This is a genomic window from Rhizobium chutanense (genome assembly GCF_002531935.1).
Classification (GTDB): domain Bacteria; phylum Pseudomonadota; class Alphaproteobacteria; order Rhizobiales; family Rhizobiaceae; genus Rhizobium; species Rhizobium chutanense.
In genome coordinates, this window is record NZ_NWSV01000008.1 from 173,613 (window position 1) to 196,173 (window position 22,561).

Annotated in this window: 24 protein-coding genes; 8 read left to right on the forward strand and 16 right to left on the reverse strand. The window is 61.9% G+C overall.

Annotated elements, in window-relative coordinates:
- Positions 1–136: 136 nt before the first annotated feature.
- The 4 genes from CO666_RS15425 to CO666_RS15440 form a co-directional block, all read right to left on the reverse strand.
- Entirely contained in the window at positions 137–1,243 is a 1,107-nt protein-coding gene (locus tag CO666_RS15425; RefSeq protein WP_097612965.1) for an ABC transporter ATP-binding protein, read from the reverse strand.
- Between the two features lie 3 nt (positions 1,244–1,246).
- The gene (locus CO666_RS15430) at positions 1,247–2,191 is read right to left on the reverse strand and encodes a carbohydrate ABC transporter permease (protein ID WP_097612966.1); all 945 of its coding nucleotides are present in this window, start codon (positions 2,189–2,191) and stop codon (positions 1,247–1,249) included.
- Positions 2,184–3,089: a carbohydrate ABC transporter permease gene (locus tag CO666_RS15435; protein WP_097612967.1), complete on the reverse strand. Its 906-nt coding sequence runs from the start codon at positions 3,087–3,089 to the stop codon at positions 2,184–2,186. The genes CO666_RS15430 and CO666_RS15435 overlap by 8 nt, the downstream gene beginning before the upstream one ends.
- A 141-nt stretch (positions 3,090–3,230) precedes the next feature.
- Positions 3,231–4,463: an ABC transporter substrate-binding protein gene (locus tag CO666_RS15440; RefSeq protein ID WP_097612968.1), complete on the reverse strand. Its 1,233-nt coding sequence runs from the start codon at positions 4,461–4,463 to the stop codon at positions 3,231–3,233.
- A 454-nt stretch (positions 4,464–4,917) separates the two neighbouring features.
- Between CO666_RS15440 and CO666_RS15445 the strand changes: the two genes are divergently transcribed.
- Positions 4,918–5,961 (forward strand): LacI family transcriptional regulator, encoded by a 1,044-nt coding sequence (locus tag CO666_RS15445; protein WP_097612969.1) that lies wholly within the window; start codon positions 4,918–4,920, stop codon positions 5,959–5,961.
- Between the two features lie 550 nt (positions 5,962–6,511).
- Here the strand turns inward: CO666_RS15445 and CO666_RS15455 are convergent.
- The gene (locus CO666_RS15455) at positions 6,512–7,420 is read right to left on the reverse strand and encodes a LysR family transcriptional regulator (protein ID WP_097612971.1); all 909 of its coding nucleotides are present in this window, start codon (positions 7,418–7,420) and stop codon (positions 6,512–6,514) included.
- A gap of 172 nt (positions 7,421–7,592) precedes the next feature.
- Here CO666_RS15455 and CO666_RS15460 point away from each other — a divergent pair, with 172 nt between their 5' ends.
- The 3 genes from CO666_RS15460 to CO666_RS15470 are packed head-to-tail and all read left to right on the forward strand — an operon-like array spanning position 7,593 to position 9,860.
- Positions 7,593–8,207: a C39 family peptidase gene (locus CO666_RS15460; protein WP_097612972.1), complete on the forward strand. Its 615-nt coding sequence runs from the start codon at positions 7,593–7,595 to the stop codon at positions 8,205–8,207.
- A 33-nt stretch (positions 8,208–8,240) separates the two neighbouring features.
- On the forward strand, positions 8,241–9,317 hold the full coding sequence (locus CO666_RS15465; protein WP_097612973.1) for a D-alanine--D-alanine ligase family protein: 1,077 nt from the start codon (positions 8,241–8,243) through the stop codon (positions 9,315–9,317).
- A gap of 3 nt (positions 9,318–9,320) precedes the next feature.
- Complete coding sequence (locus CO666_RS15470) at positions 9,321–9,860, forward strand: AAA family ATPase (RefSeq protein WP_097612974.1); 540 nt, start codon at positions 9,321–9,323, stop codon at positions 9,858–9,860.
- Between the two features lie 18 nt (positions 9,861–9,878).
- On the opposite strand, the gene CO666_RS15475 is transcribed toward CO666_RS15470, so the two are convergent.
- The 3 genes from CO666_RS15475 to CO666_RS15485 form a co-directional block, all read right to left on the reverse strand.
- Entirely contained in the window at positions 9,879–10,496 is a 618-nt protein-coding gene (locus CO666_RS15475) for a class I SAM-dependent methyltransferase (protein ID WP_097612975.1), read from the reverse strand.
- A gap of 98 nt (positions 10,497–10,594) precedes the next feature.
- Positions 10,595–11,104, reverse strand: coding sequence for a GNAT family N-acetyltransferase (locus tag CO666_RS15480; protein ID WP_097612976.1), 510 nt, complete (start codon positions 11,102–11,104; stop codon positions 10,595–10,597).
- Between the two features lie 55 nt (positions 11,105–11,159).
- A complete protein-coding gene (locus CO666_RS15485) occupies positions 11,160–11,654 on the reverse strand; it encodes a GNAT family N-acetyltransferase (RefSeq protein ID WP_097612977.1) in 495 nt (164 codons plus the stop codon).
- 254 nt (positions 11,655–11,908) lie between these two features.
- On the opposite strand from CO666_RS15485, the gene CO666_RS15490 reads away from it, so the two are divergent.
- The gene (locus tag CO666_RS15490) at positions 11,909–12,628 is read left to right on the forward strand and encodes an alpha/beta fold hydrolase (RefSeq protein WP_179869690.1); all 720 of its coding nucleotides are present in this window, start codon (positions 11,909–11,911) and stop codon (positions 12,626–12,628) included.
- Between the two features lie 70 nt (positions 12,629–12,698).
- On the opposite strand, the gene gndA is transcribed toward CO666_RS15490, so the two are convergent.
- Positions 12,699–14,150: an NADP-dependent phosphogluconate dehydrogenase gene (gene gndA, locus CO666_RS15495; RefSeq protein ID WP_179869691.1), complete on the reverse strand. Its 1,452-nt coding sequence runs from the start codon at positions 14,148–14,150 to the stop codon at positions 12,699–12,701.
- A 209-nt stretch (positions 14,151–14,359) separates the two neighbouring features.
- Here gndA and CO666_RS15500 point away from each other — a divergent pair, with 209 nt between their 5' ends.
- From CO666_RS15500 to CO666_RS15510, 3 genes are all read left to right on the forward strand, one after another.
- Complete coding sequence (locus CO666_RS15500; RefSeq protein WP_097612980.1) at positions 14,360–15,142, forward strand: helix-turn-helix domain-containing protein; 783 nt, start codon at positions 14,360–14,362, stop codon at positions 15,140–15,142.
- Positions 15,143–15,212: 70 nt separating this feature from the next.
- On the forward strand, positions 15,213–15,611 hold the full coding sequence (locus CO666_RS15505) for a polyketide cyclase (RefSeq protein WP_097612981.1): 399 nt from the start codon (positions 15,213–15,215) through the stop codon (positions 15,609–15,611).
- Entirely contained in the window at positions 15,612–15,971 is a 360-nt protein-coding gene (locus tag CO666_RS15510) for a VOC family protein (RefSeq protein ID WP_097612982.1), read from the forward strand.
- Between the two features lie 33 nt (positions 15,972–16,004).
- Here the strand turns inward: CO666_RS15510 and CO666_RS15515 are convergent, their stop codons facing one another.
- The 7 genes from CO666_RS15515 to CO666_RS15545 all read right to left on the reverse strand — a co-directional run bounded on the left by CO666_RS15515 (position 16,005) and on the right by CO666_RS15545 (position 22,389).
- A complete protein-coding gene (locus CO666_RS15515) occupies positions 16,005–16,721 on the reverse strand; it encodes a PAS domain-containing protein (protein WP_097612983.1) in 717 nt (238 codons plus the stop codon).
- Positions 16,722–16,921: 200 nt separating this feature from the next.
- Positions 16,922–17,857, reverse strand: coding sequence for a lipid A biosynthesis lauroyl acyltransferase (locus tag CO666_RS15520; RefSeq protein WP_097612984.1), 936 nt, complete (start codon positions 17,855–17,857; stop codon positions 16,922–16,924).
- A 4-nt stretch (positions 17,858–17,861) separates the two neighbouring features.
- Positions 17,862–18,890: a zinc-binding dehydrogenase gene (locus CO666_RS15525; protein ID WP_097612985.1), complete on the reverse strand. Its 1,029-nt coding sequence runs from the start codon at positions 18,888–18,890 to the stop codon at positions 17,862–17,864.
- Positions 18,891–18,946: 56 nt separating this feature from the next.
- A complete protein-coding gene (locus CO666_RS15530) occupies positions 18,947–20,233 on the reverse strand; it encodes a beta-ketoacyl-ACP synthase (protein ID WP_097612986.1) in 1,287 nt (428 codons plus the stop codon).
- 11 nt (positions 20,234–20,244) lie between these two features.
- Complete coding sequence (locus tag CO666_RS15535) at positions 20,245–21,450, reverse strand: beta-ketoacyl-ACP synthase (protein ID WP_097612987.1); 1,206 nt, start codon at positions 21,448–21,450, stop codon at positions 20,245–20,247.
- The gene (locus CO666_RS15540; RefSeq protein ID WP_085737528.1) at positions 21,447–21,929 is read right to left on the reverse strand and encodes a 3-hydroxyacyl-ACP dehydratase FabZ family protein; all 483 of its coding nucleotides are present in this window, start codon (positions 21,927–21,929) and stop codon (positions 21,447–21,449) included. The genes CO666_RS15535 and CO666_RS15540 overlap by 4 nt, the downstream gene beginning before the upstream one ends.
- 181 nt (positions 21,930–22,110) lie before the next feature.
- Positions 22,111–22,389 carry an acyl carrier protein gene (locus CO666_RS15545; RefSeq protein ID WP_003540486.1) on the reverse strand — a complete coding sequence of 93 codons (279 nt, stop codon included), beginning with the start codon at positions 22,387–22,389 and terminating at the stop codon, positions 22,111–22,113.
- Between the last annotated feature and the right edge of the window lie 172 nt (positions 22,390–22,561).

Below are 22,561 nucleotides of genomic sequence, written 5' to 3' on the forward strand. Positions count from 1 at the left end.
GCAGCGGGCATGGATCCTCGGGTCAAGCCCGAGGATGACGGAGAGTGGGTTGGGCTTCTCGCCAAACCCGCGCTGGCCTTCGGCCTCACGTCAGGCAAGCGGGCACCATCTCCGGCCCCGCCTGCGAAAAATTTCCCTAAAGACGCAGCTCACTCTCGGCATCGAACACCGAAGCCAGCGTCATATCGAAGGCGAGCTTTACTTTGGCTCCGACGTTGAAGCGGCGTGCGCCGTTGACGCGGACCGACATCGTGTGACCGGCATGTTTCAGCCAAAGAAGATTGTCGGCGCCCATCGGCTCCTCGATATCGACGGTGGCGTCATGTTCTTCGCCGCCGGCATTCTCGTTGACCTTGATGTGCTCCGGGCGAACGCCGAGCACCACCTTGCGGCCGGGCTGCAATGTCTCGTTAGCGTCGTAGGCAGCGAGCGAAAAAATGACGCCATTGGCGGAAAAGGCAATGCCATCACCTGCCTTGACCAGCTCGCCACGCAGGAAATTCATCGACGGCGAGCCGATGAAACCGGCGACGAAGAGATTGCGCGGCCTGTTGTAGATCGTCGTCGGGTCATCGAGCTGCTGGATGATGCCGCTCTTCATGATGGCGATGCGGTCAGCGAGCGTCAGCGCCTCGATCTGGTCGTGGGTGACGTAGATCATCGTATTCTCTAGAGACTGGTGCAGCCGCTTGATCTCGACGCGAAGCTCCGAGCGCAGCTTGGCGTCGAGGTTCGACAGCGGCTCGTCGAACAGGAAGACGTCGACGTCACGTACCAGCGCCCGGCCGATCGCCACGCGCTGGCGCTGGCCGCCGGAAAGTTCGGCGGGCTTGCGCTTCAGGAGCGGCTGGATCTGCAGAATTTCGGCCGCCCGCGCCACGCGCTTGTCGATCTCGGCCTGCGGCACCTTGGCGACGCGAAGCCCGAAGGAGAGGTTCTTCTCGACCGTCATCTGCGGATAGAGCGCATAGGACTGGAACACCATGCCGATGCCGCGGTCCTTCGGTTCTTCCCAGGTGACGTTCTTGCCCTTGATGAAGATCTGCCCTTCCGAGGCGTCGAGCAGGCCGGCGATACAGTTCAGCAAGGTCGACTTGCCGCAGCCGGACGAGCCGAGCAGCACCAGGAATTCGCCGTCGTTGATCTCGAGGTTCAGATCCTTCAGCACGCTGACCGCGCCGAAGTTCAGCGACAGATCCCTGATCGAGACACTTGCATTGGAGACACTTGAGTTCATGTTCATGGATCAACCCTTCACTGCGCCGGCGGCGATGCCACGGACGAAAAGCCGCCCTGAGACGAAATAGACGATCAGCGGCACTAGACCGGTGAGGATCGTTGCCGCCATGTTGACGTTGTATTCCTTCACGCCCTGGACTGAATTGACGATGTTGTTGAGCTGCACGGTCATCGGATAGGTGTCCGGCCGGGTGAAGACGACGCCGAACAGGAAGTCGTTCCAGATACCGGTCACCTGCAGGATCATTGCGACGACGAAGATCGGCAGCGACATCGGCAGCATGATCTTCAGGAAGATCTGCCAGAAGCCCGCCCCATCGACACGCGCCGCCTTGAACAGCTCCTCCGGCAGCGACACGAAATAATTGCGGAAGAGCAGCGTCAGGATCGGCATGCCGAAGATCGAATGGACGATGACGAGGCCGGTCAGCGTGCCGTATATGCCGATTTCGCGCAGGATGATGACGATCGGGTAGATCATCACCTGATAGGGAATGAAGGCCCCGATGATGAGGATCGAGAAGAAAAGCTCGGATCCCTTGAAGCGCCAGTTGGCAAGTGCATAACCGTTCACCGAGGCGATCGCGATGGAAATGATGACCGATGGCACGGTGATACGCACCGAATTCCAGAAGCCGCGCGACAGGCCATCGCAGTTGAGGCCGGTGCAGGCCTCGGCCCAGGCCTTCACCCAGGGTTCGAAGGTGATCTCCATCGGCGGCGAGAAGATGTTGCCGAGACGGATTTCCGGCATGCCCTTCAGCGACGTCACGACCATCACATAGAGTGGTAGCAGATAATACAGCGCCGCCACACCAAGCGTTCCGTAGAGGATGATGTTGCGTGACGACAGCGCCGGGCGCGGCTTGGCGCCGCTCGGGCCTTCGCCGAGCCTCGGCGCAACGGCGTCGATGCCGGCGGCCGTGCTATTGAGAGTTTCGATATTAGCCACGCTTGCGCCCTCCGCCGAATTCCAGATAGGCCCACGGAACGATGATGATCGCGACAGTGACGAGCATCATGGTCGAGGCGGCAAAGCCCTGCCCCAGGTTCTGCGCCTGGAACATGTAGTCATAGACATATTTCGCCGGCACTTCCGAGGAGATGCCCGGCCCGCCCGATGTCTGCGCGACAACGAGGTCGTAGACTTTGACGATACCGGAGGCGATGATGACGATCGTCGTGATGAAGACCGGCCGCATCATCGGAATGACGATGAAGAGATAGGTCTTCCACATGGGGATGCCGTCGACGCGCGCCGCCTTCCAGATATCCTCATCGATGCCGCGCAGGCCGGCAAGCATCAGGCACATGACGAGGCCCGTTCCCTGCCACAGCGCCGCGATCAGAATGCCGTAGATGACGATTTCAGGCGTATAGAGCGGGTTGAAGGTGAAGCTCGTCCAGCCCAGCGAACGCACCACCGACTGAATACCGAAATCCGGATTCAGAACCCATTGCCAGACGAGACCCGTCACGATGAAGGACAGCGCGAAGGGATAGAGGAAGATGGTGCGGAAGGTATTTTCGAACCGGATCTTCTGATCCATCAGGGCGGCGAGCAGGAAACCGATGACCAAGCTGAAAATCAGCGAGAGGATTCCGTAAAGCGCCAGATTCTCGATCGCCGTCACCCAGCGGGGTGCTGCCCAGAGGCGCTCATACTGATCGATGCCGACAAAGCTCAATCGCGGAAGCAGTTTGGAATTGGTGAAGGAATAAAACACCGTCCAGAACGTGCCGCCGACAAAAATCACCAGCGCTGTCAGGATCATCGGGATGGACGCAATCTTGGCATTCAGATTGCGCAGTAACTTGTTAGGCCGGCCTGCTTGCGCGTGACCCGTCATGAACGCTTCTCCTCAAATCGCAGCGGCGGCCGCTGACGGCCGTCTTTCATCCCGCCCCGCGATCTGCCGGGAGTACCGGCGAGACCGTATGGGAAGATCCGGCTCCGGGGAGCCGGATCGCAAGGACAGCAAATCTGCCGATCAGTCAGCCGAAGCGATGATCCCGGCGAAACGCTTCTGAGCGTCTTCTGGCGTCATCGACGGATTGGCGAAGAATTCGGAGAAGAGGTCTTCCTTCTGCTTCTGGCTGTCGGCCGAAAGCAGCTGGTCGGTCCCCTGGATCACGTTACCCTTCGCCAGGATGTCGAGACCCTTTTTCATGCAATCGTTGGCGGCGGCGAGATCGACGTCGCCGCGCACCGGCAGCGAGCCCTTCTTCAGGTTGAAGGCAACCTGGGTCTTGGGATCGAGCAGGGTCTTGGCAAGCACGGCCTGCGCCTTCGACTTTTCCTCATCCTTCAGCAGCGGGAAGTAGAAGGCGTCGCCGCCGGTAGAGATGATCTCGTTGACGCCGAGACCCGGCAGGCAGGTGTAGTCGGTGCCGGCCTTCTGACCGGCGAGAGCGAATTCGCCCTGCGCCCAGTCACCCATGATCTGGCCGCCGGCCTTGCCCGTGATGACGAGGTTGGTCGCCTGGTTCCAATCCTGGACGTTGCTGCCCTTGGACATGCGGCGAGCATCGTCGGCGGCCTTGAAGACCTTGGCGATCTCAGGACCGGCAGCGACTTCCGCATCCTTGTCCTTGAAGACCTTGTTGAAGACGTCCTTGCCGGCGACCGCGACCATCAGCACGTCGAAGGCGCCTGTCGCCTGCCACGGCTGACCGCCGACGGCGAGCGGAATGATGCCGGCCTTTTCAAGAGCCGGAGCGGCAGCGACGAATTCGTCCCAGTTCTTCGGAACCTCGACGCCGGCCTTCTTGAAGGCGGCGTTCGAAAGCCACAGCCACTGCCAGGAGTGGATATTGACCGGAGCGCAGTAGATCTTGCCGTCGATGGTGCAGGAATCGAGCAGGCTCGACGGACGAATAATGTCCTTCCAGTGCTCGGCCGTCGCCACATCGGTCAGGTCGCGCATCAGGCCGGCCTGCACGAGTTCTTCCGCCTGACGGCCGTGGTTGAACTGGGTGGCGCCCATCGGGTCGCCGCCGGTGATGCGGCTGATCATGATCGGGCGCGCCGTGCCGCCGGAGCCGGCGATGGCGCCGTCGACCCAGTGGTTGCCGGTGGCGTCGAATGCCTTTGCCAGTTCGGCGACGGCAGCGGACTCGCCGCCGGAAGTCCACCAATGGGTGACTTCGAGATCGGTGGCGCTGGCGCTGATCGGAAGCGCAGCGGAAGCGGCAAGCACAGCCGCCATCATACGAATTTTCATGAGTTCTCCTCCCTCACTGAAACGTTGCCGGAAAAACTTAGATCAATCGATTTCCTCACGCAACTGTCAGCCGCCAAATTTTTCCCGAGCAACTGGAATTGCAGCTTCTGCCTGTTTTCTATCGAGGCGCCACACCCTCTTCAGCGATACGAAACCAGCTCTTCTCGCATATGCGTTATTGGAATAATAAATTGAATATGCTATATAAATTTTAATTCATGAATTCACGGCCCATGGTGCCTATTTCGCAGATGCAGAAAAATCGGGGAAGAATCGTCGATTCAACCTGAGCGTACAATGCCGCAGCGCACACAAGAAAAAGCACTCGACATTTCTACTGTATCGTTACAGATTTGCGTTTCTTAGGGAGGCGCGATTTTGGCAGGCGCGGGCTTACGGCGCTTGAAAAAGCCTCTATAAGCGACACCAATTCGCGCGAGGCAGGCCTACAGGGATGGAAAACAAGGGAAATTTCGGACAAGCGGCATCGGCGCCTGCGGCGCGCGAGCGTCCGACATTGAAGACAATCGCCTTCATGACCGGCCTTGGCGTCACGACGGTGTCGCGTGCGCTGAAAGATGCGCCTGATATCGGGGCGGAAACCAAGGAGCGGGTACGTATGGTTGCCCGCCAGCTCGGTTACCAGCCGAACAGGGCGGGCGTGCGCCTGCGCACCGGCAAGACCAACGTCATCGCCCTCGTCCTCAGCATCGATGAGGAGATCATGGGCTTTTCGAGCCAGATGGTCTTCGGCATTTCCGAAGTGCTGTCCGGCACGCCCTATCATATCGTCGTCACCCCGCATTCGCACAGCAAGGACCCGATGCTGCCGGTGCGCTATATTCTCGAGACGGGATCGGCTGACGGCGTCATCATCTCGCGCATCGAGCCGGACGATCCGCGTGTGCGGCTCTTGACCGAACGCGGCATGCCCTTTGCCACGCATGGCCGGACCGATGCAGGTCTCACGCACCCCTTCCACGATTTCGACAACGAGGCCTTCGCCCATCAGGCGGTGGAACGCCTCGTCAGACGCGGCCGGCGGCGCATCGCCCTGTTGCAGCCGCCGAGCAAGCTCACCTACTACGCCCATATCCGCATCGGTTTCCAGACCGGCCTGCACGATTACGGCGCCGAGGAAGTGCCGCTGCGCATCAACACCGATGCGCCGCTCGCCGACATCCGCGACGTCGTCGAGGTGCTGATGCGCTCGCCGAACGCTCCCGACGGCATCGTCTGTTCGGCCGGCAGCGCGGCGATCGCCGTCAATGCCGGCATCGAGGCCGCCGGCAAGGCGCTTGGCCGCGATCTCGACATGGTCTCCAAGCAATCGGTGCCGATCCTCAACTGGATCCGCCCGGAAATCATTACCGCCCAGGAAGACGTGCGTCAGGCCGGCCGCGAAATGGCCAAAGCCGTCATCGCCCGGATCGACGGCGTCGAACCGGAACTGCTGCAGAGCATCAGCCAGCCGGTCTGGCCGGAGGGTGACAGGTAGGGTGACGGCGCAATGGGAGCGAAGAAGAGCCGCGTCGTGGTGACTGCGGCCGCGGTGTATATTGCCACGCCGCTAGCCAGTAAAAGCGGCTGGTGACTGCTTTCGGCCCGAAGCGGCCATTTGGGCCATAGGTCAAGCTATGCTATTCGCGGGAACCAAACTCCCACCGCAGCAGGATTTCCCATGTTTGGACGAACATGGTGCTCGTCGAGGCTTTGGATATCAATATCCTCTACGACCGCCGCGACCTCTCGTTCGCCAAACACGGGGAAGACCATTTGACAGATCATCCGTTCGGCATCTACGGCGCTGCCGGCCGTCACCCCGCAACCCAAGTTCAAGGCAGAAGGTTGTGGCGACGGACTAAACTTAAACCAGTAGCGTCGAAGCATCGACCCCGTGCCTGTCCTTTGGAGAAAAGTGTTCTTATTGCGTCCAATATTCAAAAAGGCAATGTCCGCTGTCGGCGCAAAGCAGTCCATCGCAAGGTCCCAACAATCGCCTTTCACTTATCAACAATATCGACGTTAAGACCGACCTGGAAACCATATCAGCCCTCGCCCGCCCCTCTCGATCCACTCCTCGCCAGTTGCTCCAACACTGCCTTGACCTTCGGGTTGCGTCCCTCGCCGCGCCGCGTGATCGCGTGGATGCTGCGATAGGCGGGTGGCGCGAGAGGTTTGACGATCAGGCTACCGCGGAAATCGCGAAGTGCGAGGCCCGGCATCACCGAAATCGAGCAACCGGCTTCGACGAGCGCGAAAATCACCTCGAAACTGTCGCTGAAACCGTTGATGACCGGTTCGAAACCCGCATCGCGGCAGGCTTGACGGATCGTCTTGCAATAAGCGCTGGAGGCGACGTCGAGCGTCCAGCGTTCCTCCCGTAGCTGGGCAAGTTCGATGACCGGCTCGTTTTCCAGCCTGTGGCCGACGGGCAGCAGCACGAAGAGCTGGTCCCGGCACAGGAACAGCCTGTCGACGGCGTCGTCAAGCGTGTGCGGATCGAGCGTTATGTCGTCGGCAACGACGACATCGGTCTGCCAGACCCTGAGTTCCGCCAGCCCTTCTGCCGGCCCCATCGTCGTCATGACGATATCGAGTGGCGGATGATCGATCGCCAGTTGCCGCATGGCGGCGGGAATGAAGGACGAGGCGGACGAGGGCTGGGCGGCGATCCTGAGGTCGCCGGCGACAATATTCTGCAGCGCGGCAATATCGGTTCTGGCTTCCTCTACGATGGCGAAGAGCCGGTCGGCATGTTCGACCAGCCGCCGGCCGGCCGCCGTCAGCGTCACCCCTCGCCCGCGCCGTTCGACCAGCGCAATCCCGGTTTCGTCCTCCAACTGGGCTATCTGCTGGGAAACCGCCGAGGAGGAAATGCCGAGCGCATCGGCCACCGCAGCCATCGTTTCCCGGCGCGAGAGCTCGCGAAGCGTGCGCAATCGGAAAAAATCCAAATCCGGCTCCCTCCGCAATCAGCCATATTCTCTAACCTATATCCTTATTTTAATTAAGTAGACCTGAATGAAAACCCACCCTACCGTTGGATTCGCAGCGATGAGGCGACGGCTCGAAAAAAGCCTTGATTGCCGGCCATCCCGCAGATGAGCCACGGGGAATATCGACGGAATGCATGAAAGCAGCGTGCCTTATTTCAGCCAATGGGAAACACCCAGCATGACGCTGCCGGTGCTTGCCGAGGGATCGCAGGCTTTGCTCAGCGATCCGCTCTGGCGCCATTCGGGAGCCGCGACCATCGAGGAATATGCGCGCTGGGCGGTGAACGTCTGCGGCATGGCCTGCCTGAAGATGATCCTGGCCGCGCGTGGCGAGATCCATCCCACCCTCGAACTCGCCCGCGCCTGCACGGCTTACGGCGGCTACGTCGTCAACGAGATCGACGCTTCGATCAAGGGGCTGATCTACGCGCCCTTCGTCCGCTTCGCGAACGAACATTTCGGGCTCGGCGCGGAGACGATGACCAACGTCGATACGTCAGCCATCCCGGAACTTCTGTCGAAACGCCGTTTCTTCATCGCCTCGGTGCATTCGGCCATTCGCTGGCCGGAGCAGGAGCCGCCGTCGAGGGGCGGACATCTCGTGTTGGTGACAGCGGCCTCGCAGGAGACGATCCGCTTCCACAATCCGTCCGGCCATGACGCGGCAAGCCAGGCCGATGTCACGCTGCCGCTTGCCGTCTTCGATCGTTTCTTTGCCAATCGCGGCATATCGGTCGAGGCCTGATTTTTCCGACATCCCATCGCTTCGGAGGCTTTCATGACCCCTTCCCCCAACAGGTTGCGCATCGCCGTGCTTTTCGGCGGCCGTTCGGCCGAGCACGAGGTTTCCATCCTCTCGGCGACCAACGTCATGGCCGCCCTGGAGCCCGAGAAATATGACGCCCTTCCCGTCTTCGTCACCCGTGAGGGACAATGGCTGCTGAGCAGCTTCGAGGACGGCCGGCTGTCGACACCCTCGTCAGGCACGGAAATCTGCCTCGTGCCGGGCGGCCGCGGCCGCATGCTGGCCATGTCGGCCCATGGCGCGCCGGATGAATTGCCGAAGATCGACATCCTGTTTCCCGTGCTGCACGGCCCGCATGGCGAGGACGGATCGGTGCAGGGCGCAGCTGAACTGGCCCGAGTACCGCTCGCCGGCTGCGGCATCCTCGGTTCAGCCGCGGCTCTGGACAAGGATATCGCCAAGCGCCTGCTGCGGGCGGCGGGCCTGCCGGTGGCGCGCGCGGTGACGATCCATGAAGGCGCCACCCCTTCGCTTTCTGCGCTCGAAGCCGAGCTCGGCCTGCCGCTCTTCATCAAGCCGGCACGGCAGGGATCGTCGGTCGGCGTCGCCAAGGTCCATGCCAGCCAGGAATTCGCCGCAGCGCTCGAGCAGGCCTTCCGTCATGACCGCACCCTGCTTGCCGAGGAATTCGTCGCCGGCCGCGAGATCGAATTCAGCGTGCTGGAGGATGCCGACGGCAGGCTCTTCGTCTCGCGTCCAGGCGAGATCGTGCCGGCAGAAAGCCATGGCTTCTACAATTACAACGCCAAATATATCGACGAGAACGGCGCCGCGCTGAAAGTGCCGGCCGACCTGCCGGCGGAGATCGAGGCCGCCATGCGCGACATGGCCGCAATGGCTTTCCGGGCCGTCGGCTGCGACGCCATGGCACGCGTCGATTTCTTCCTGACATCGGACATGCGCTTCGTCATCAACGAGCTCAACACCATTCCCGGCTTCACCGATATCAGCATGTACTCCAAGGCAATGGCGGCAAGCGGCGTCAGCTATGCCGAGATCATCGACCGGCTGGTGGCACACGGCATGGCGCGCGCCCGCAGGGCAGACTAGATCATGAACAGGTCGGTTCTGATTTCCGGATGTTCCGGCGGCGGAAAATCGACGCTGCTTGCGGAACTTGGCCGTCGCGGTCATAGGATCGTCGACGAGCCCGGCCGGCGGATCGTCAAGCAGGAGCTGGAGGGCGATGGTGCTGCCTTGCCCTGGGTCGACATGGCGGCCTTCGCCCGCCGCGCAATCGAAATGGCGACAGCCGACTACGCCACGGCGAGTTGGAAAGCAGGATGGACGTTCTTCGACCGAGGGCTGATCGATGCCGCAGCAGCACTTCAGCATCTGATCGGGGAACCGGTCCTAGAAAAATTGAGCGCCGCTCACCGCTATAACAGCCGCGTTTTCCTGACCCCGCCATGGCCGGAAATCTATGTCACCGACCCCGAGCGGCGCCATGGCTTCGACGAGGCCGTTGCTGAATATGACAGGCTCGCGGCGATCTATCCAACGCTCGGCTACGAGGTCATCATACTGCCGAAGATACCGGTCGCCGACCGGGCCGATTTCGTGCTCGACCGCCTGTCTCAGGAAGTGAATTAGCGGCGTCTCGCCCGCATCTCAGCGCCTGTGAAGAACACACCACTGGAAAGACTGCCGGCCGCCGCCGGGCGTTGTATGCTCTTCGCGCCAGTCGCGCTCCAGCATGAAGGCAGGCGAGAATTCCGCCGCCAGCGCGGCCGCGTCGTAGCGCTGGACCGGCAAGCCGCTGCACCGTTCCGGCCCGTCCGGCGCGAAGGTCGCGATGATCACGACGCCGCCCGCCGCCGTGCCGGCTTCGAGCGCGTGGCGATAGTCGAGCCGCTGCTCCGGCTCGGTGAGGAAATGAAAAACGGCGCGGTCATGCCATACGTCGTAGTAGCGCCAGGGTCTCCATATGGTGACATCAGCCACCACCCAGGCGACGCGGATGGCATCGTAGCCCAGCCGCGCCTTCGCGACATCCAGTGCCGGTGCGGCAATATCGAGAACGGTAAGGTCGGACCACCCGCGCTCGATGAGACGATCGACGAGGCTCGACGCGCCGCCGCCGACATCGATCAGTGACGCCTCAGCCGGCAAATGCAACGCATCAAGTGCCTTGAGGGACGGTTCCGGTGTCGGCTGATACCAGCTGACGCTGTCGGCCGCCTTCGTGCGATAGACCTCGTCCCAATGCTCCCGCTTCGCATCCGTCATCGGCCATCCCCATCTCTTGCGGCGTCTGATGCTGACCTATCGATATGTAAGCATTGAGCCGTCGGTCACCAACCGCTCTGCGGCCCGAGAGCCCGGACTCAGGAAGCGAGGTGACGATAAACGAGGTCCCTTGGATCGTCCCGGGGCGCTGCGGGATCAAGCCGAGCACCCAGCCGTCGCGCAACGGCAATGGAGGCCACGTTGCCCGGCGCGATATAACTGACGAGTGACGGCAGCTTGAGCGTCCCGAAGGCCCAGTCACGCAGCGCCAAGGCCGCCTCGGTCGCATAGCCCCTGCCCTCATGCCCGTCATAGACGAACCATCCGAGCTCCTTTTCCGGAAAGAGCGGCCCATGGTTGATCCCCACCTGGCCGACGCATTCACCGGTTTCGGTTAGGTCGATCATCAGCGCCCCATGCCCGAAAAGCTGCCAGAGAGCGACATCGTGGCAGAACATTCCCCACGCCGCCCGCAGATCGAACGGGCCGCCCATTCCGGCAGAGCGTGGCGAGGCCATCAGCCGGGCGTACGCCTCGAAGTCGCCGATCTCTGGCATGCGAAGCCTGAGACGCTCGGTCCGAATGGTCATCGCGTCCGTTTCGAACATGTCGTCGCCTTCCCTGTCAGGTTGGGTTTGAGTTTCGGATGTTGGACGGACTATTCTAGCTTTCAAATGCCGGGGCGAATCGCAACGTCCCGCTTGGCGGGGACCCACGAAGCACAATCCGCTGCACCAGCCGCGTATCGAGGTCGAGATACTTGAGTTGCCCGTCGCTGCTGAACCCGACGCGGCTATAGAGATCGGGATTGCCGATCAGCGCGCAGCCGCTGGCACCCATCGCCTGCAACAGTTCAAGTCCCCTGGCAATCAGCGCTTTACCGATCCCCTGCCGTTGTCTTTCCGGCTTCACCGATATCGGCCCCAGCCCGAACCAGCCAGCATGTGCGCCGTCGATCGTCACCGGCGAAAACGCGACATGCCCCAGGACCTCGCCGTCCTGCTCTGCCACCAGCGATATGGTCAGATCGCCTGCCGCGCGCAGCCTGCGGATAATCTCCGCTTCCGTACCGTCGCTGTAGGGCGTCGGCTTGAACGCGGTCGAGGTCAGATCATGGATCGCGTCGATATCATCGGGTGTTTCGTCTCGGATCAGCATCTCTATCCACCACGTTGTTGCGTGCAAAGAGTCTCTTATCTCATTGAACCGAGGTATCGTAGATCTTGCGGAAATCCGGCACACTCTTCCGCAGAGGATTCGCATCGACGTCGGCCAACCGATCTGGTCAGACCAACAGGAACTGGATGTGGAATGTGGATGTGCTCCCCATCTAGTTTTCGCAAACGCCCCGAAATCCGCGGTGACCCGACATCAAAAATTTCGCGAGCGCATGACTGAGAATGGAGAGATTCGTGGAAGTTGGCGCGCCTGTTTTATTCGTTCCCGGCATCAATTGCTCGGCGCGACTCTTTCTGTCGCAGTTTCCGGCGATCTGGAAATATCGGCCGGTCATGATTGCCGATCACAGAAAGGGAGGCTCCATTGGAGAGATCGCCGACAATATTCTGACGGCAGCCCCGCCCCGCTTCTGCCTGGTTGGATTTTCCATGGGAGGTTATATCGCCCTCGATATCATGCGCAGAGCCGGAGAGCGCGTCGAGAAACTGGCCCTTATAAGCACCAGCGCCAGGCCCGACGACGCATCGCAAGCTGCCGGCCGGGCTGAGCGGATTGCCAGACTTTCGGCAGATGCCCCCGACGCATGGATCGAACAGCGATTTCGCCAGTTGGTCGACCCCGCTCGAGTCGACGATCTAAATCTTATGGGCGTCTATCGGCAAATGGCTCTGGAGGATGTAGGGCGAGACGCGGCGGTGCGCCATTTGATCGCCACGCTCGATCGGCCGGATGCCCGCCCCACCTTGTCAGGCATCTCCTGTCCGACGGCAATTCTCGTCGGCGAGGCGGACAGGATTACGCCCCCTGCGCTGTCTGAGGAGATTGCGGAAAGCATTGCAGCCTCGCGGCTGACGCTCATACCCGACTGCGGACATCTATCGCCGATAGAGCAGCCCGAAGCCGTGACACAGGCTCTTTTGTTGTTGCTAAACGCAGATCAGCGCACGCATTAATCAGCTATCGGCCGGACAAAAAAGCCCGGCACGACAGCCGGGCTTTTCCTCGAACTCTTCTCGGCAGACCTCAGAAGGTTGCCGCACCGCTGCCCCAGGGGCCGTGGTGGAAGTCCTTGCCATCCAGGCGATCGAAGCCGTGGGCGCCGAAGAAGTCGCGCTGGGCCTGGATGAGGTTGGCGGTGCCCCGGCCCTGACGATAAGCGTCGAAATAGGTGAGCGCCGAGGTTAGCGCCGGCACCGGCAGGCCGGCGGAGATCGCAGCGGCGACGACGCGGCGGAGTGCCGGGATCGATTCCTTAACCATTTCGGAGAAGGCCGGCGTGACGATCAGGTTGGCGGCATCCGGCGCCTTGGTGAAGGCCGAGGTGATCTCGTCGAGGAACTGCGAGCGGATGATGCAGCCGGCGCGCCAGATGCGGGCGATTGTCGGCATCGGCAGCGACCAGTTGAACTCGCGCGAGGCCTCCGCCATCACCGCGAAGCCCTGGGCATAGGCGCCGATCTTGGCAGCGAAGAGCGCCAGTTCCAGGTCCTTGTTGAGCTCGGGACCGTAGGCGATCGGGAAGGATACGGCCTGGGTGCCGAAGATCTTTTCGGCGGCTTCGCGCTGCGATTTCATCGAGGAAAGGCTGCGGGCGGCGACCGCGGCTTCGATCGCCGTTGCCGGAATGCCCATATTCTGCGCCTCGATCGCCGACCACTTGCCGGTGCCCTTCTGGCCGGCCTTGTCGAGGATCATGTCGACCATCGGCCCGCCGGAGACAGGGTCGTTGGCGGCAAGCACCTTCTCGGAGATCTCGATCAGGTAGGAATTCAGCCGGCCCTTGTTCCACTCGCCGAAGATGCCGGAGATGTCGGAGGCGCTCTTGCCGAGGCCGTCGCGCAGGATGCCGTAGATTTCGGCGATCATCTGCATGTCGGCATATTCGATGCCGTTGTGAATGGTCTTGACGAAATGGCCGGCGCCGTCATTGCCGAGCCAGGCGACGCAAGGCTCGTCATTGTAGCGGGCAGCAATCGAGGTGAGTACCTTTTCGACGCGCTTCCAGGATTCCTCGGTGCCGCCGACCATGATCGACGGGCCGTGGCGCGCACCTTCCTCGCCGCCCGATACGCCCATGCCGATGAAGGTCAGATCGGTATTCTTGAGGCGGTCGAAGCGGGCGACGGTGTCGCGGAAATTGGCGTTGCCGGCATCGATCATGATGTCGCCCTTGGAAAGATGCGGGCGCAGGGCCTCCATCTGTTGGTCGACGGCGTCACCCGCCTTGATCATGATGATGATCGGGCGCGGCGGCCGGATCGCATCGACGAACTCCTCGATGGTCTTGCAGGGAATGATCTGCTTTTTCAGATCGCCGGCGCTTTCGTAGAATTCGTCGGTTTTCTCCGGCGTGCGGTTGAACACCGCGATTTTATTGCCTTTTTCCGCGATGTTGAGCGCCAGGTTGGAGCCCATGACCGCAAGGCCGATCAGTCCGATTTCTGCCTTTTCCACGACAAACCTCCGATGTGTCATTTGGACCGGTGTTGTGGCACTGTCTCGGCCAAACGGCAAGTCTGGCAAGGGTCTAATCGGTTCGCAAAAACCGATGAAATGTAGCTTTCAACGGTCGACTTGTCCGACAACCCGCAACCGGCGCCTTGTCGGCATGCGGCAAATTTTTGCGACGACCTGCCCGTTATCTCCTATCTCATGTTATCATCAGCGCCTCGGGAGATCTTGCTTTGGCATCGGGAAAAAGGAACGATCCGGCCATGCTCGCGGCCAGCGCCGGCCGCTACCGCGAATATGCGCCGCCGCCGGCGTTGCGCAGCCATTTCAGCCGCCTCTGGTCGCATACGCTCCGTAACGGGCCGCCGACGAAGGTGGCGATCGTGCCGGATGGTTATTGCGATCTCCTGTGGATCGATGGCCGGCTGGTCGTCGCCGGCCCCGACAAGACGGCGGCCTTTCCAATCATCAAGCCTGGCACCACCGTCATCGGCGCCCGTTTTTCGCCCGGCGCCGCAGCCTCCTGGCTGAAGATGCCGCTCTCGGCGCTGGTCGGCCTCTCGGTGCCGCTGGCAGATACCGGCCGCAAGGGCACGACCGAATTCGAGTCGCGGCTTGGCGATTGCCCCGATCCCTCGGCCGTCGTAGCGCTGTTCGGCCATCTGCTCCAAGAGGCTGCAAGAGATGAAGAGATGCCCGCGCAGGACGCCGCCATAATCTTCGCGGCAGTCAACAGCGGACGCCCGGCCTCCGGCCTGCTCGACTTAAGCGAAAGGCAGCTGCGCCGCCGCTGCCACCATCAGTTCGGCTACGGCGCCAAGACGCTGGAACGCATTCGCCGATTCCAGCGTTTCCTCGACCTATGCCGCAGCTCGGGCACGATGCCGCTTGCCTGCCTTGCGCTTGAAGCGGGCTTTGCCGACCAGGCCCATATGACGCGCGAGGTCGGTGAACTCTCGACGCTGACGCCCGCGGCCATCCTCGGCCAGCTCGGCATGCGGAAAACACCCGGCTGACCGTTTTGTTCAAGACGCCGCCGGCCGGTCTGTTATTTCAGGCAGACCAGATACGAAGGACCTGCAAGTCATGTCGACAATGCCCGCGAAAATCGTCCATCTGTCCATCGAGCGCGATTGGCGCGACGTCTACGACTTTGCCGGCAAGCCGGAAAACATGCCGCTCTGGGCCTCCGGCCTTGCGACGGGGCTCGATCCCGATGGCGCCGATTGGATAGCCCACGGTGCGCTCGGCACCGTCAAGGTGAGCTTCGTGCCAACCAATGAATTCGGCGTGATCGACCATACGGTGACCATCGAATCCGGTCTCAGGGTTTATAATGCGCTGCGCATCGTGCCGAACGGCGACGGCTGCGAGGTCATGTTTACGCTGTTGCGCCTGCCCGGCATGACCGACGCGCAATTTGCCGCCGATGCCGCCCATGTCGAGAAGGATCTCGCCATGCTGAAAGCCCTGATGGAGAGATAGATGGCCGAAAAATCAGAAAACCACGATCGCCGCATCGATTATGTCGAATTCAACGTCGCCGACATCGCCGCCGCCAAAGCCTTCTACGGCTCCGCCTTCGGCTGGCGTTTCACCGATTACGGCCCGAACTACTGCGAATTCGACGATGGCCGGCTGAAGGGCGGCTTCACCGATTTCGGCCCCGTGCGGCCTGGCGGCCCGCTTGTTGTCGTCTATGCCAAGGATCTGGAAGAGGTGCTGACCTCGGTCGAAAGGGCCGGCGGCACGATCTGCCGGCCGATCACCGATTTTCCCGGCGGCCGCCGCTTCCACTTCCTCGATCGCGACGGTTACGAGCTGGCCGTCTGGGCGACCGCCTGATGCCATGGCCGACGATCAGGCCGCCGACCGGGATCAGGCAGCCTGCGACTGCCGATCGAGATCTCCCATGACGATCAGCGCGCCGATCACCGTGCCGCCCGCATCGCGCAGCGGCGACATGCGACAGCGCACCTGCCGCGAACCGGCGCTGCCGGCCGAGCGCTCATAGGTGTAGTCGATCTGGCCGCCGGCAAAACAGGTATCGAGCTTTTGCTTGGCGCATTTGGCAAACCGCTCCTCGCCGATGAATTCGGAAAGATGACGGCCGATCAGTTCCATCGGCTTTTTGTTGAGATGGGCGCTGTTGGCCGGATTGGAATAGAGGTAGCGGTAATCCCTCGTCAGCACCGCCACCCGGTCCGGCATGCTGTCAAGGATCACCGCGTTGAGGAACTGGCCGTTATCGGTATCCGGTACGTAGGCCGCCGGCGGCTCGATGCGCACATCCTGCGGCGAAGGCACCCGCCAGTCCGGCCCATGAGTCCCGAAATAGCGGTCGAGCAGGAACGAGAGCACCGTCGTGTGCTCGGTAACGCTGGCACTGTCGTCGGCGTCCTGGCCGATGAGATGCGTCACAAACTGCAACTGCATGTAGACTTCGAGCAGATTGACTGCCCGGTGAGCCAGGATGGCCTCGACCAGCGGCTCGACATGGCGGTCGAGTGCCGTGACGCGCTGATCGTCGCCCAGGCGTATGGCGTCCTCGATTTGCGTACAACGCAGGGAAAAAGCTCGAAAAAGCTCCAGCAAGACGCCTCCACCTCCCATTGGCCCAAGAGACGAGTCCGAAATCTGACCTGGCTGCACCTCTGAAATGCGCCCTGCAGTAGACATTATTCGCGCCTTGGTGGCGACCGGTAACATGAAGTGTTATCGGTTTCAATCCGACAGGACCTGCCGCTTTTCACCGCTGAAAAATGAGGGTGGACCCTCAGGTTTGGGGATTCTTTCTAAGGCGCGAGCGTCTGCTTGATCTGCCAGCGATCATGATACCAGAGCCACTGCTCCGGATATTCCCGCACCCAGCTTTCCACCTTGTCGTTGAGCAGCTGGGCGGCTGCCGGCAGATCGAGATTGCCCTTGGCGTCACGCGGCATATCGAGCCGCGGCTCGATTTCCAGCCGATAGCGATTTCCCGGCAGCCGGATGCAACGGGCCGGATAGACTTCGCAGTCGAACTGGCGCACCAGCTTCGGCAGCAGCGGATTGGTCTTGACCTCGCGCCCGAAGAAGGTGCCCTTCAGCCCCTTGCGGAATTTCTGGTCGACGAGCACGCCCACGCCCTGGCCTGCTTCCAGCTGTCGCGCGAGCGCGAAGGAGGAGCCGGCATGCGAGGGCACCAGCTTGCCCATGCGCTCACTCCTGAAGTCGAAGACCTTCTTGGCGACGTAAGGATTGTTCGGTGGCCGGAAGAGCACGGTCACATTAAGCCCGAAGGCAGCACCCGCCACCGGCAGCAGCTCGAAATTGGCGGTATGGCCGGTAAAGACGATGAAAGGGCGCGGATTGTCGCGCAGGTCGAGAAACACGGGGATGCCCGACACCTCCACCCTGCCCGGCTCCGACTTTTCCGGATCGAAGTCGAAAAGCTGGTCGAGGAAGACGTATTCGGCGGCCAGCCGGCCCATATTGCCCCAACTGCCGAGCGCGATTTCCTCGATCTCGGCCTCACTCTTCTCGGGGAAGGCGTTGCGCAGATTGACAAGCATCAGCCTATGGCGACGGGTTCGCCGGCCGAGGCGGCGCATCATCCTGTCGGCAAAACGGATCGCCCCATCGGCCGGAAACAGCTTCAGGAAATTCAGGAAACCGAACATCACTTGGGCCACCAGCCATTGCTGGAAATTCCTGAGCGCCAGAACGATCCGGGTGATGAAGAGCTTCACGCGGTCAATCCATCTTCAGGATGATCTTGCCGAAGATCTGGCGCGATTCCATCCGCTCCAACGCCCGGTCGATATCGTCGAAGCTGACCTCGGTGTCGATGACGGGATGCACGAGCCCGCGGCCCATCTTCTGCATCGCATCCGCCATGTTCTCCATGCGGCAGCCGAACGAGCCGAGCAGCTTCAATTGCTGCTGGAACAGCATCATCAGGTTCATCTCGGTGGAAACACCGGACGTCGAGCCGCAGGTGACGAGACGCCCGCCGCGCTTCATGCAGAGCATCGAGCCCGCCCAGGTGTCCTTGCCGACATGTTCGAAGACGACGTCGACGCCCTTCTTCTTGGTGAGCTTGCGCACCACGCCCTCAAAACGGTCGGTGCGGTAGTTGATGACGTGATCGGCGCCGAGCGCCTTGGCCTTCTCGATCTTGTCGTCGGAACCGACCGTGGTGATGACGGTGCAGCCGATCTTCTTGGCAAGCTGGATTGCCGCCGTGCCGATGCCGGAGCCGCCGGCATGAACGAGGATCGTCTCGCCGGGTTCAAGCTTGGCATTGTCGAACAGCATGTGCTCGACCGTGCCGAAGGTGACGGGCGCCAGCGCCGCACCGATCGCATCGACGCCGGGAGGAGCCGGAACGAGCAGGCGCGCCGGCAGGTTCACCTTCTCCTGCGCGAAGCCATCGAGATGGAAGCCGTGCACGCCGGAGACATGTTCGCAGAGATTGTCGCGGCCTTCGCGGCAGGGACGGCAGAGGCCGCACGTGCGCGCGCCGTAGATCGAAACGAGCTGGCCCGGCAGCACATTGGCGACACCAGGCCCGATCGCTTCAACGACGCCGGAAGCCTCCGCGCCGATGACGAGCGGCATCTTGCGCTTGGCGAATGCCATGCCGCGCCAGCCCCAGACGTCGATATGGTTGAGCGCCACGGCTTTGACGCGCAGCGTCACCTCACCGGCGGCGGGCGCGTCCGGTTCCGGCAGGTCGGTGATCTCAAGCTTGCGGTCGTCGATCAATTGCAAAGCGCGCATGGCAAAATCCCTCGCCTTGAAGGCGTCATCTCGTCTCAAAATTTGTCGGGAACCGCTTAAGCCGGTTCGAGCGCCATGACAAGGCTGGCATTCTGCCCGCCGAAACCGAAGGAGTTGGAAAGCACGGCCGAAACCTGGGCGTCCCGCTTCTTGTTCGGCACGACATCGAGCACGATCGACGGATCGGGATTGGTGTAGTTGATCGTCGGCGGCAGCGTGCCGGTCAGCATCGTCTGCAGCGAGAACACCGCCTCGACGGCGCCCGCCGCCGTCAGCGTATGGCCGATCATCGACTTGTTCGACGACACGGGGATGCCGACGAGCCGCTCGCCGAACACGGCCGACATCGCCCCATATTCCATCTTGTCATTCTCGGGCGTCGAGGTGCCGTGGGCATTGATGTAACCGATGCCGCTCTCGTCGATGCCGGCATCGGCAAGCGCCGCGCGGATCGTCGCGATCGCCGGGCCGCCGTCCGGCGAGGAGCGGGTGCGGTGGAAGCTGTCGGCCTTGTCGCCGGCGCCCTTCATGATGCCGAGCACCTTGGCGCCGCGGGCAACTGCCGATTCCAGCGATTCCAGCACCAGGGTCGCCGCACCTTCGGCGATGACGAAGCCGTCGCGATCCTTGCTGAACGGCTTGGAAGCCTTGGTCGGCGGATCGTTCTGGGTCGAAAGAGCAGACAGCAGCGAGAAGCGGATCAGCGCTTCGGCGCTGAGCGAGCCGTCAGTCGCAACCGTCAGCGCCCGGGTCGTGCGGCCCTGGCGGATCGCTTCGATGCCGAGCTGAATCGCCGTGACGCCGGAGGCACAGGCCGTCGACAATGTCACGGGAAGGCCGCGTGTGCCGAACCGGTCTGCAAGGCGCTCGGAAATCGCGCCGAACAGGGCGGCTTCGTGGAAGGCAGGGTCAGGCCGCTGGCGCAGCGCCGTCAGGAAACGCTCATAGGCATCGCCCGGATGGTCGGAGGCGGGCGAACGGTCGGCAAGTTCGAAACGCGCGCTCCATTCCGGCTCGATCGGCGGGGCGGCGAGAAACAGCGGGCCGTTGAAATCGCCGGAAAGACCGGCATCGGCAAGCGCCTCGATCGTTGTTTCCCGGGCGAAGGCATAGGAGCGCTCGACGGCGTTCGGTGCCGGAATGCCGATGAAATCGACCGTGCCGGCAATGCGCGTCGACAGCCCCTCTGTGGGGAAACGGTTGATCTCGTGGATGCCCGAGGTGCCGGAGGAAAGGGCTGCCCAATTGTCCTTCAGCCCTTGGCCGAGCGAAGTGATGATACCCATGCCGGTAACGGCAACGATCGGACGGCCGAGATGATCCCTGTAAGCGGAAGCTGTCATGTCCTTACTCCTCACGCATCTGCGGAAAGAACGGCGACGCCCTCGCCGCGCTGATGGCCGACCGTGGTCACGACAGCGGCGGTCGCGCCTGTGTGCATCGGCGCCTCATGGGCGGCATCGAACGGCGGCACCTTGGCCTTGCCGTCGACGGCAAGGGCTGCAAGCGCCAGACCCAGCGTGAACTGCGTCTCGATCGTATGGCCGGTGACGCCGCCGAAGCCGCGGATTGCGACGTCGGGCAATTGATGTTCGAGAACTGCTCGCTCGCGCGCAGCGAGATCGTGCATGCCGGTCGAGCCGGAAAAGATCGCCGTGCTTTCGGCGGCAAGCCCGGCGGCGGGTGCCAGCAGCCGCTCCAGCCGGACTTCGAAATTGCCGGCGCCGCGATTGCCGCGGTCGCCCTCGACCGCATCGATGACGGCATAGATATGGGCGCCACGGGCCTCCGCGTGCTGGCGCGATTCCAGCACCAGGAAGGCGCCGGCCGAACCGGTGATCATGCCGCCGCCGTCGCTCGGTCTGCGCGACCAGAGCGGCACCCAGTCGCCGCGCGCATGGGCGCCGATCGCTTCGGTGAGCAGGATCATGTCGGGCCGCTCGGCCGCAAAGGCGCCGCCAACCAGCGCATGCGAGGATTCGCCCGACTTGATGCGATAGAAGGCGGTTTCGACGGCCGATATGCCGGCTGCTTCCTCGCCCATGAAGGTGCGCGACGAACCGGTGACCTTGTGCACGATCGAAATATTGCCGGCGAGCAGGTTGGAAAGCTGGGCGAGGAACAGCGTCGGCCTGAGTTCCGTCGTCAGCTTCTCGTTCAAAAGCAGCTCGCGGTCGTTGCGCTTCAGCGCCTCGTCGACGATCAGCGTATCGACATTGATGTCGCGCTCGCCGCCACCGGCCGCCACGATCATGTCCATCGTGCCGCAGGCCTCGATATCGTCCTTGAAGCCGGCATCGTCGAGCGCCAAGCCCGCGGCGAAGACGCCGATGCGCTGCCAGTTCTCCATCTGGCGCTGGTCGCCGCGCTTGGCGATCTGCTGCGACCAGTCGATCTCAGGCAGCGGATGCACCGGATAGGGCTTGAACTTCTCGGTCTCGACGATCGGCTTCGGCGTGCTCGCCGCCGAAAGCAGCGCGATATGCGCATCCTTGCCGACGCCCTGACAGGTGACGATACCGATGCCTGTGATGACGACGTCGTTTGCAGCCTTGCTCATCCAATCACTCCCTGCGCCGCGATCGCTTCGAGAAGCCCGATCTCGCCGGCACGTTTCTTCACGATATCGCCGAGCGGCACCTCGGAAAACGGCATGGTGCGAAGCTTCAGCTGCGCATCGCAGACCTTCTTGCCGCCGCTGGTGATTTTAGCCTTGGTAACCGCAAAACCCGAACCGTCGTGCTCGAGCACCGCCTCGATGTCGAGCACGGCTTCCGGTTCGACGAAGGTGCGCATCTTGGCGCCGTCGACCGTCATCAGGAAGGGCATGGCGGCAAAATCGGTGACGGCAAGCACCAGCATGCCGGAGGCCTGCGCCATGGTCTCGATCAAGAGCACGCCGGGAACCAGCGGCATGCCGGGAAAATGCCCCTCGAAGACGGGGCTCTTGGCCGGCACGACGGATCGCGCCTTAAGCACGCCCTTCTTCAGGTCTACCGCTTCGACGCGGTCAATCATCTGGAAATATTCCAGCAGCATTCGGATCCTCCGGCCCGACAGGCCAGATCCGCCCGCCGGTGACGACTACTTAGAGCAATTCCAGGAAAAGTGCGAAGCGGTTTTCCGTCCGGAAGTGCGAATCTGAAGTGATCTAGGAACGAAACCGCCCGGCCGCCATATTTGATGGCGGCAGGGCGTTAAAAAAAGACTGATATGTCGCTCAGGCCTTGGCTGCTTTGAGCTCGTCGATCTTGGCGCAGAGGTTCTTCAGCACGAAATATTCTTCGGTAGAAACCTTGCCCTCGTTGACTTCCTGCGTCCACTTTTCGAGCGGAATCTTGATGCCGAATTCCTTGTCGATCGCAAAGACGATGTCGAGGAAATCGAGGCTGTCGATACCGAGGTCGTCGATCGTATGGCTCTCCGGCGTGATCGTGGCGCGATCGATCTCGCTGGTTTCTGCAATAATGTCGGCAACTTTATCGAATGTAGCGGTCACGCGCTGTACCTCATGAAATGACGATTTAAACCTCCTCATAGGCAAATCCATTTCAAAAGCCAATGCTTTCGTCCAGGCGTTGCGGCAATTTGCCGATTGGGTGTTGCCTAAACAGCAATGGAATGCAGACCTTTGCCGTCATCGGGGCTGCGGCGACGCCGCAGCAGGAAGC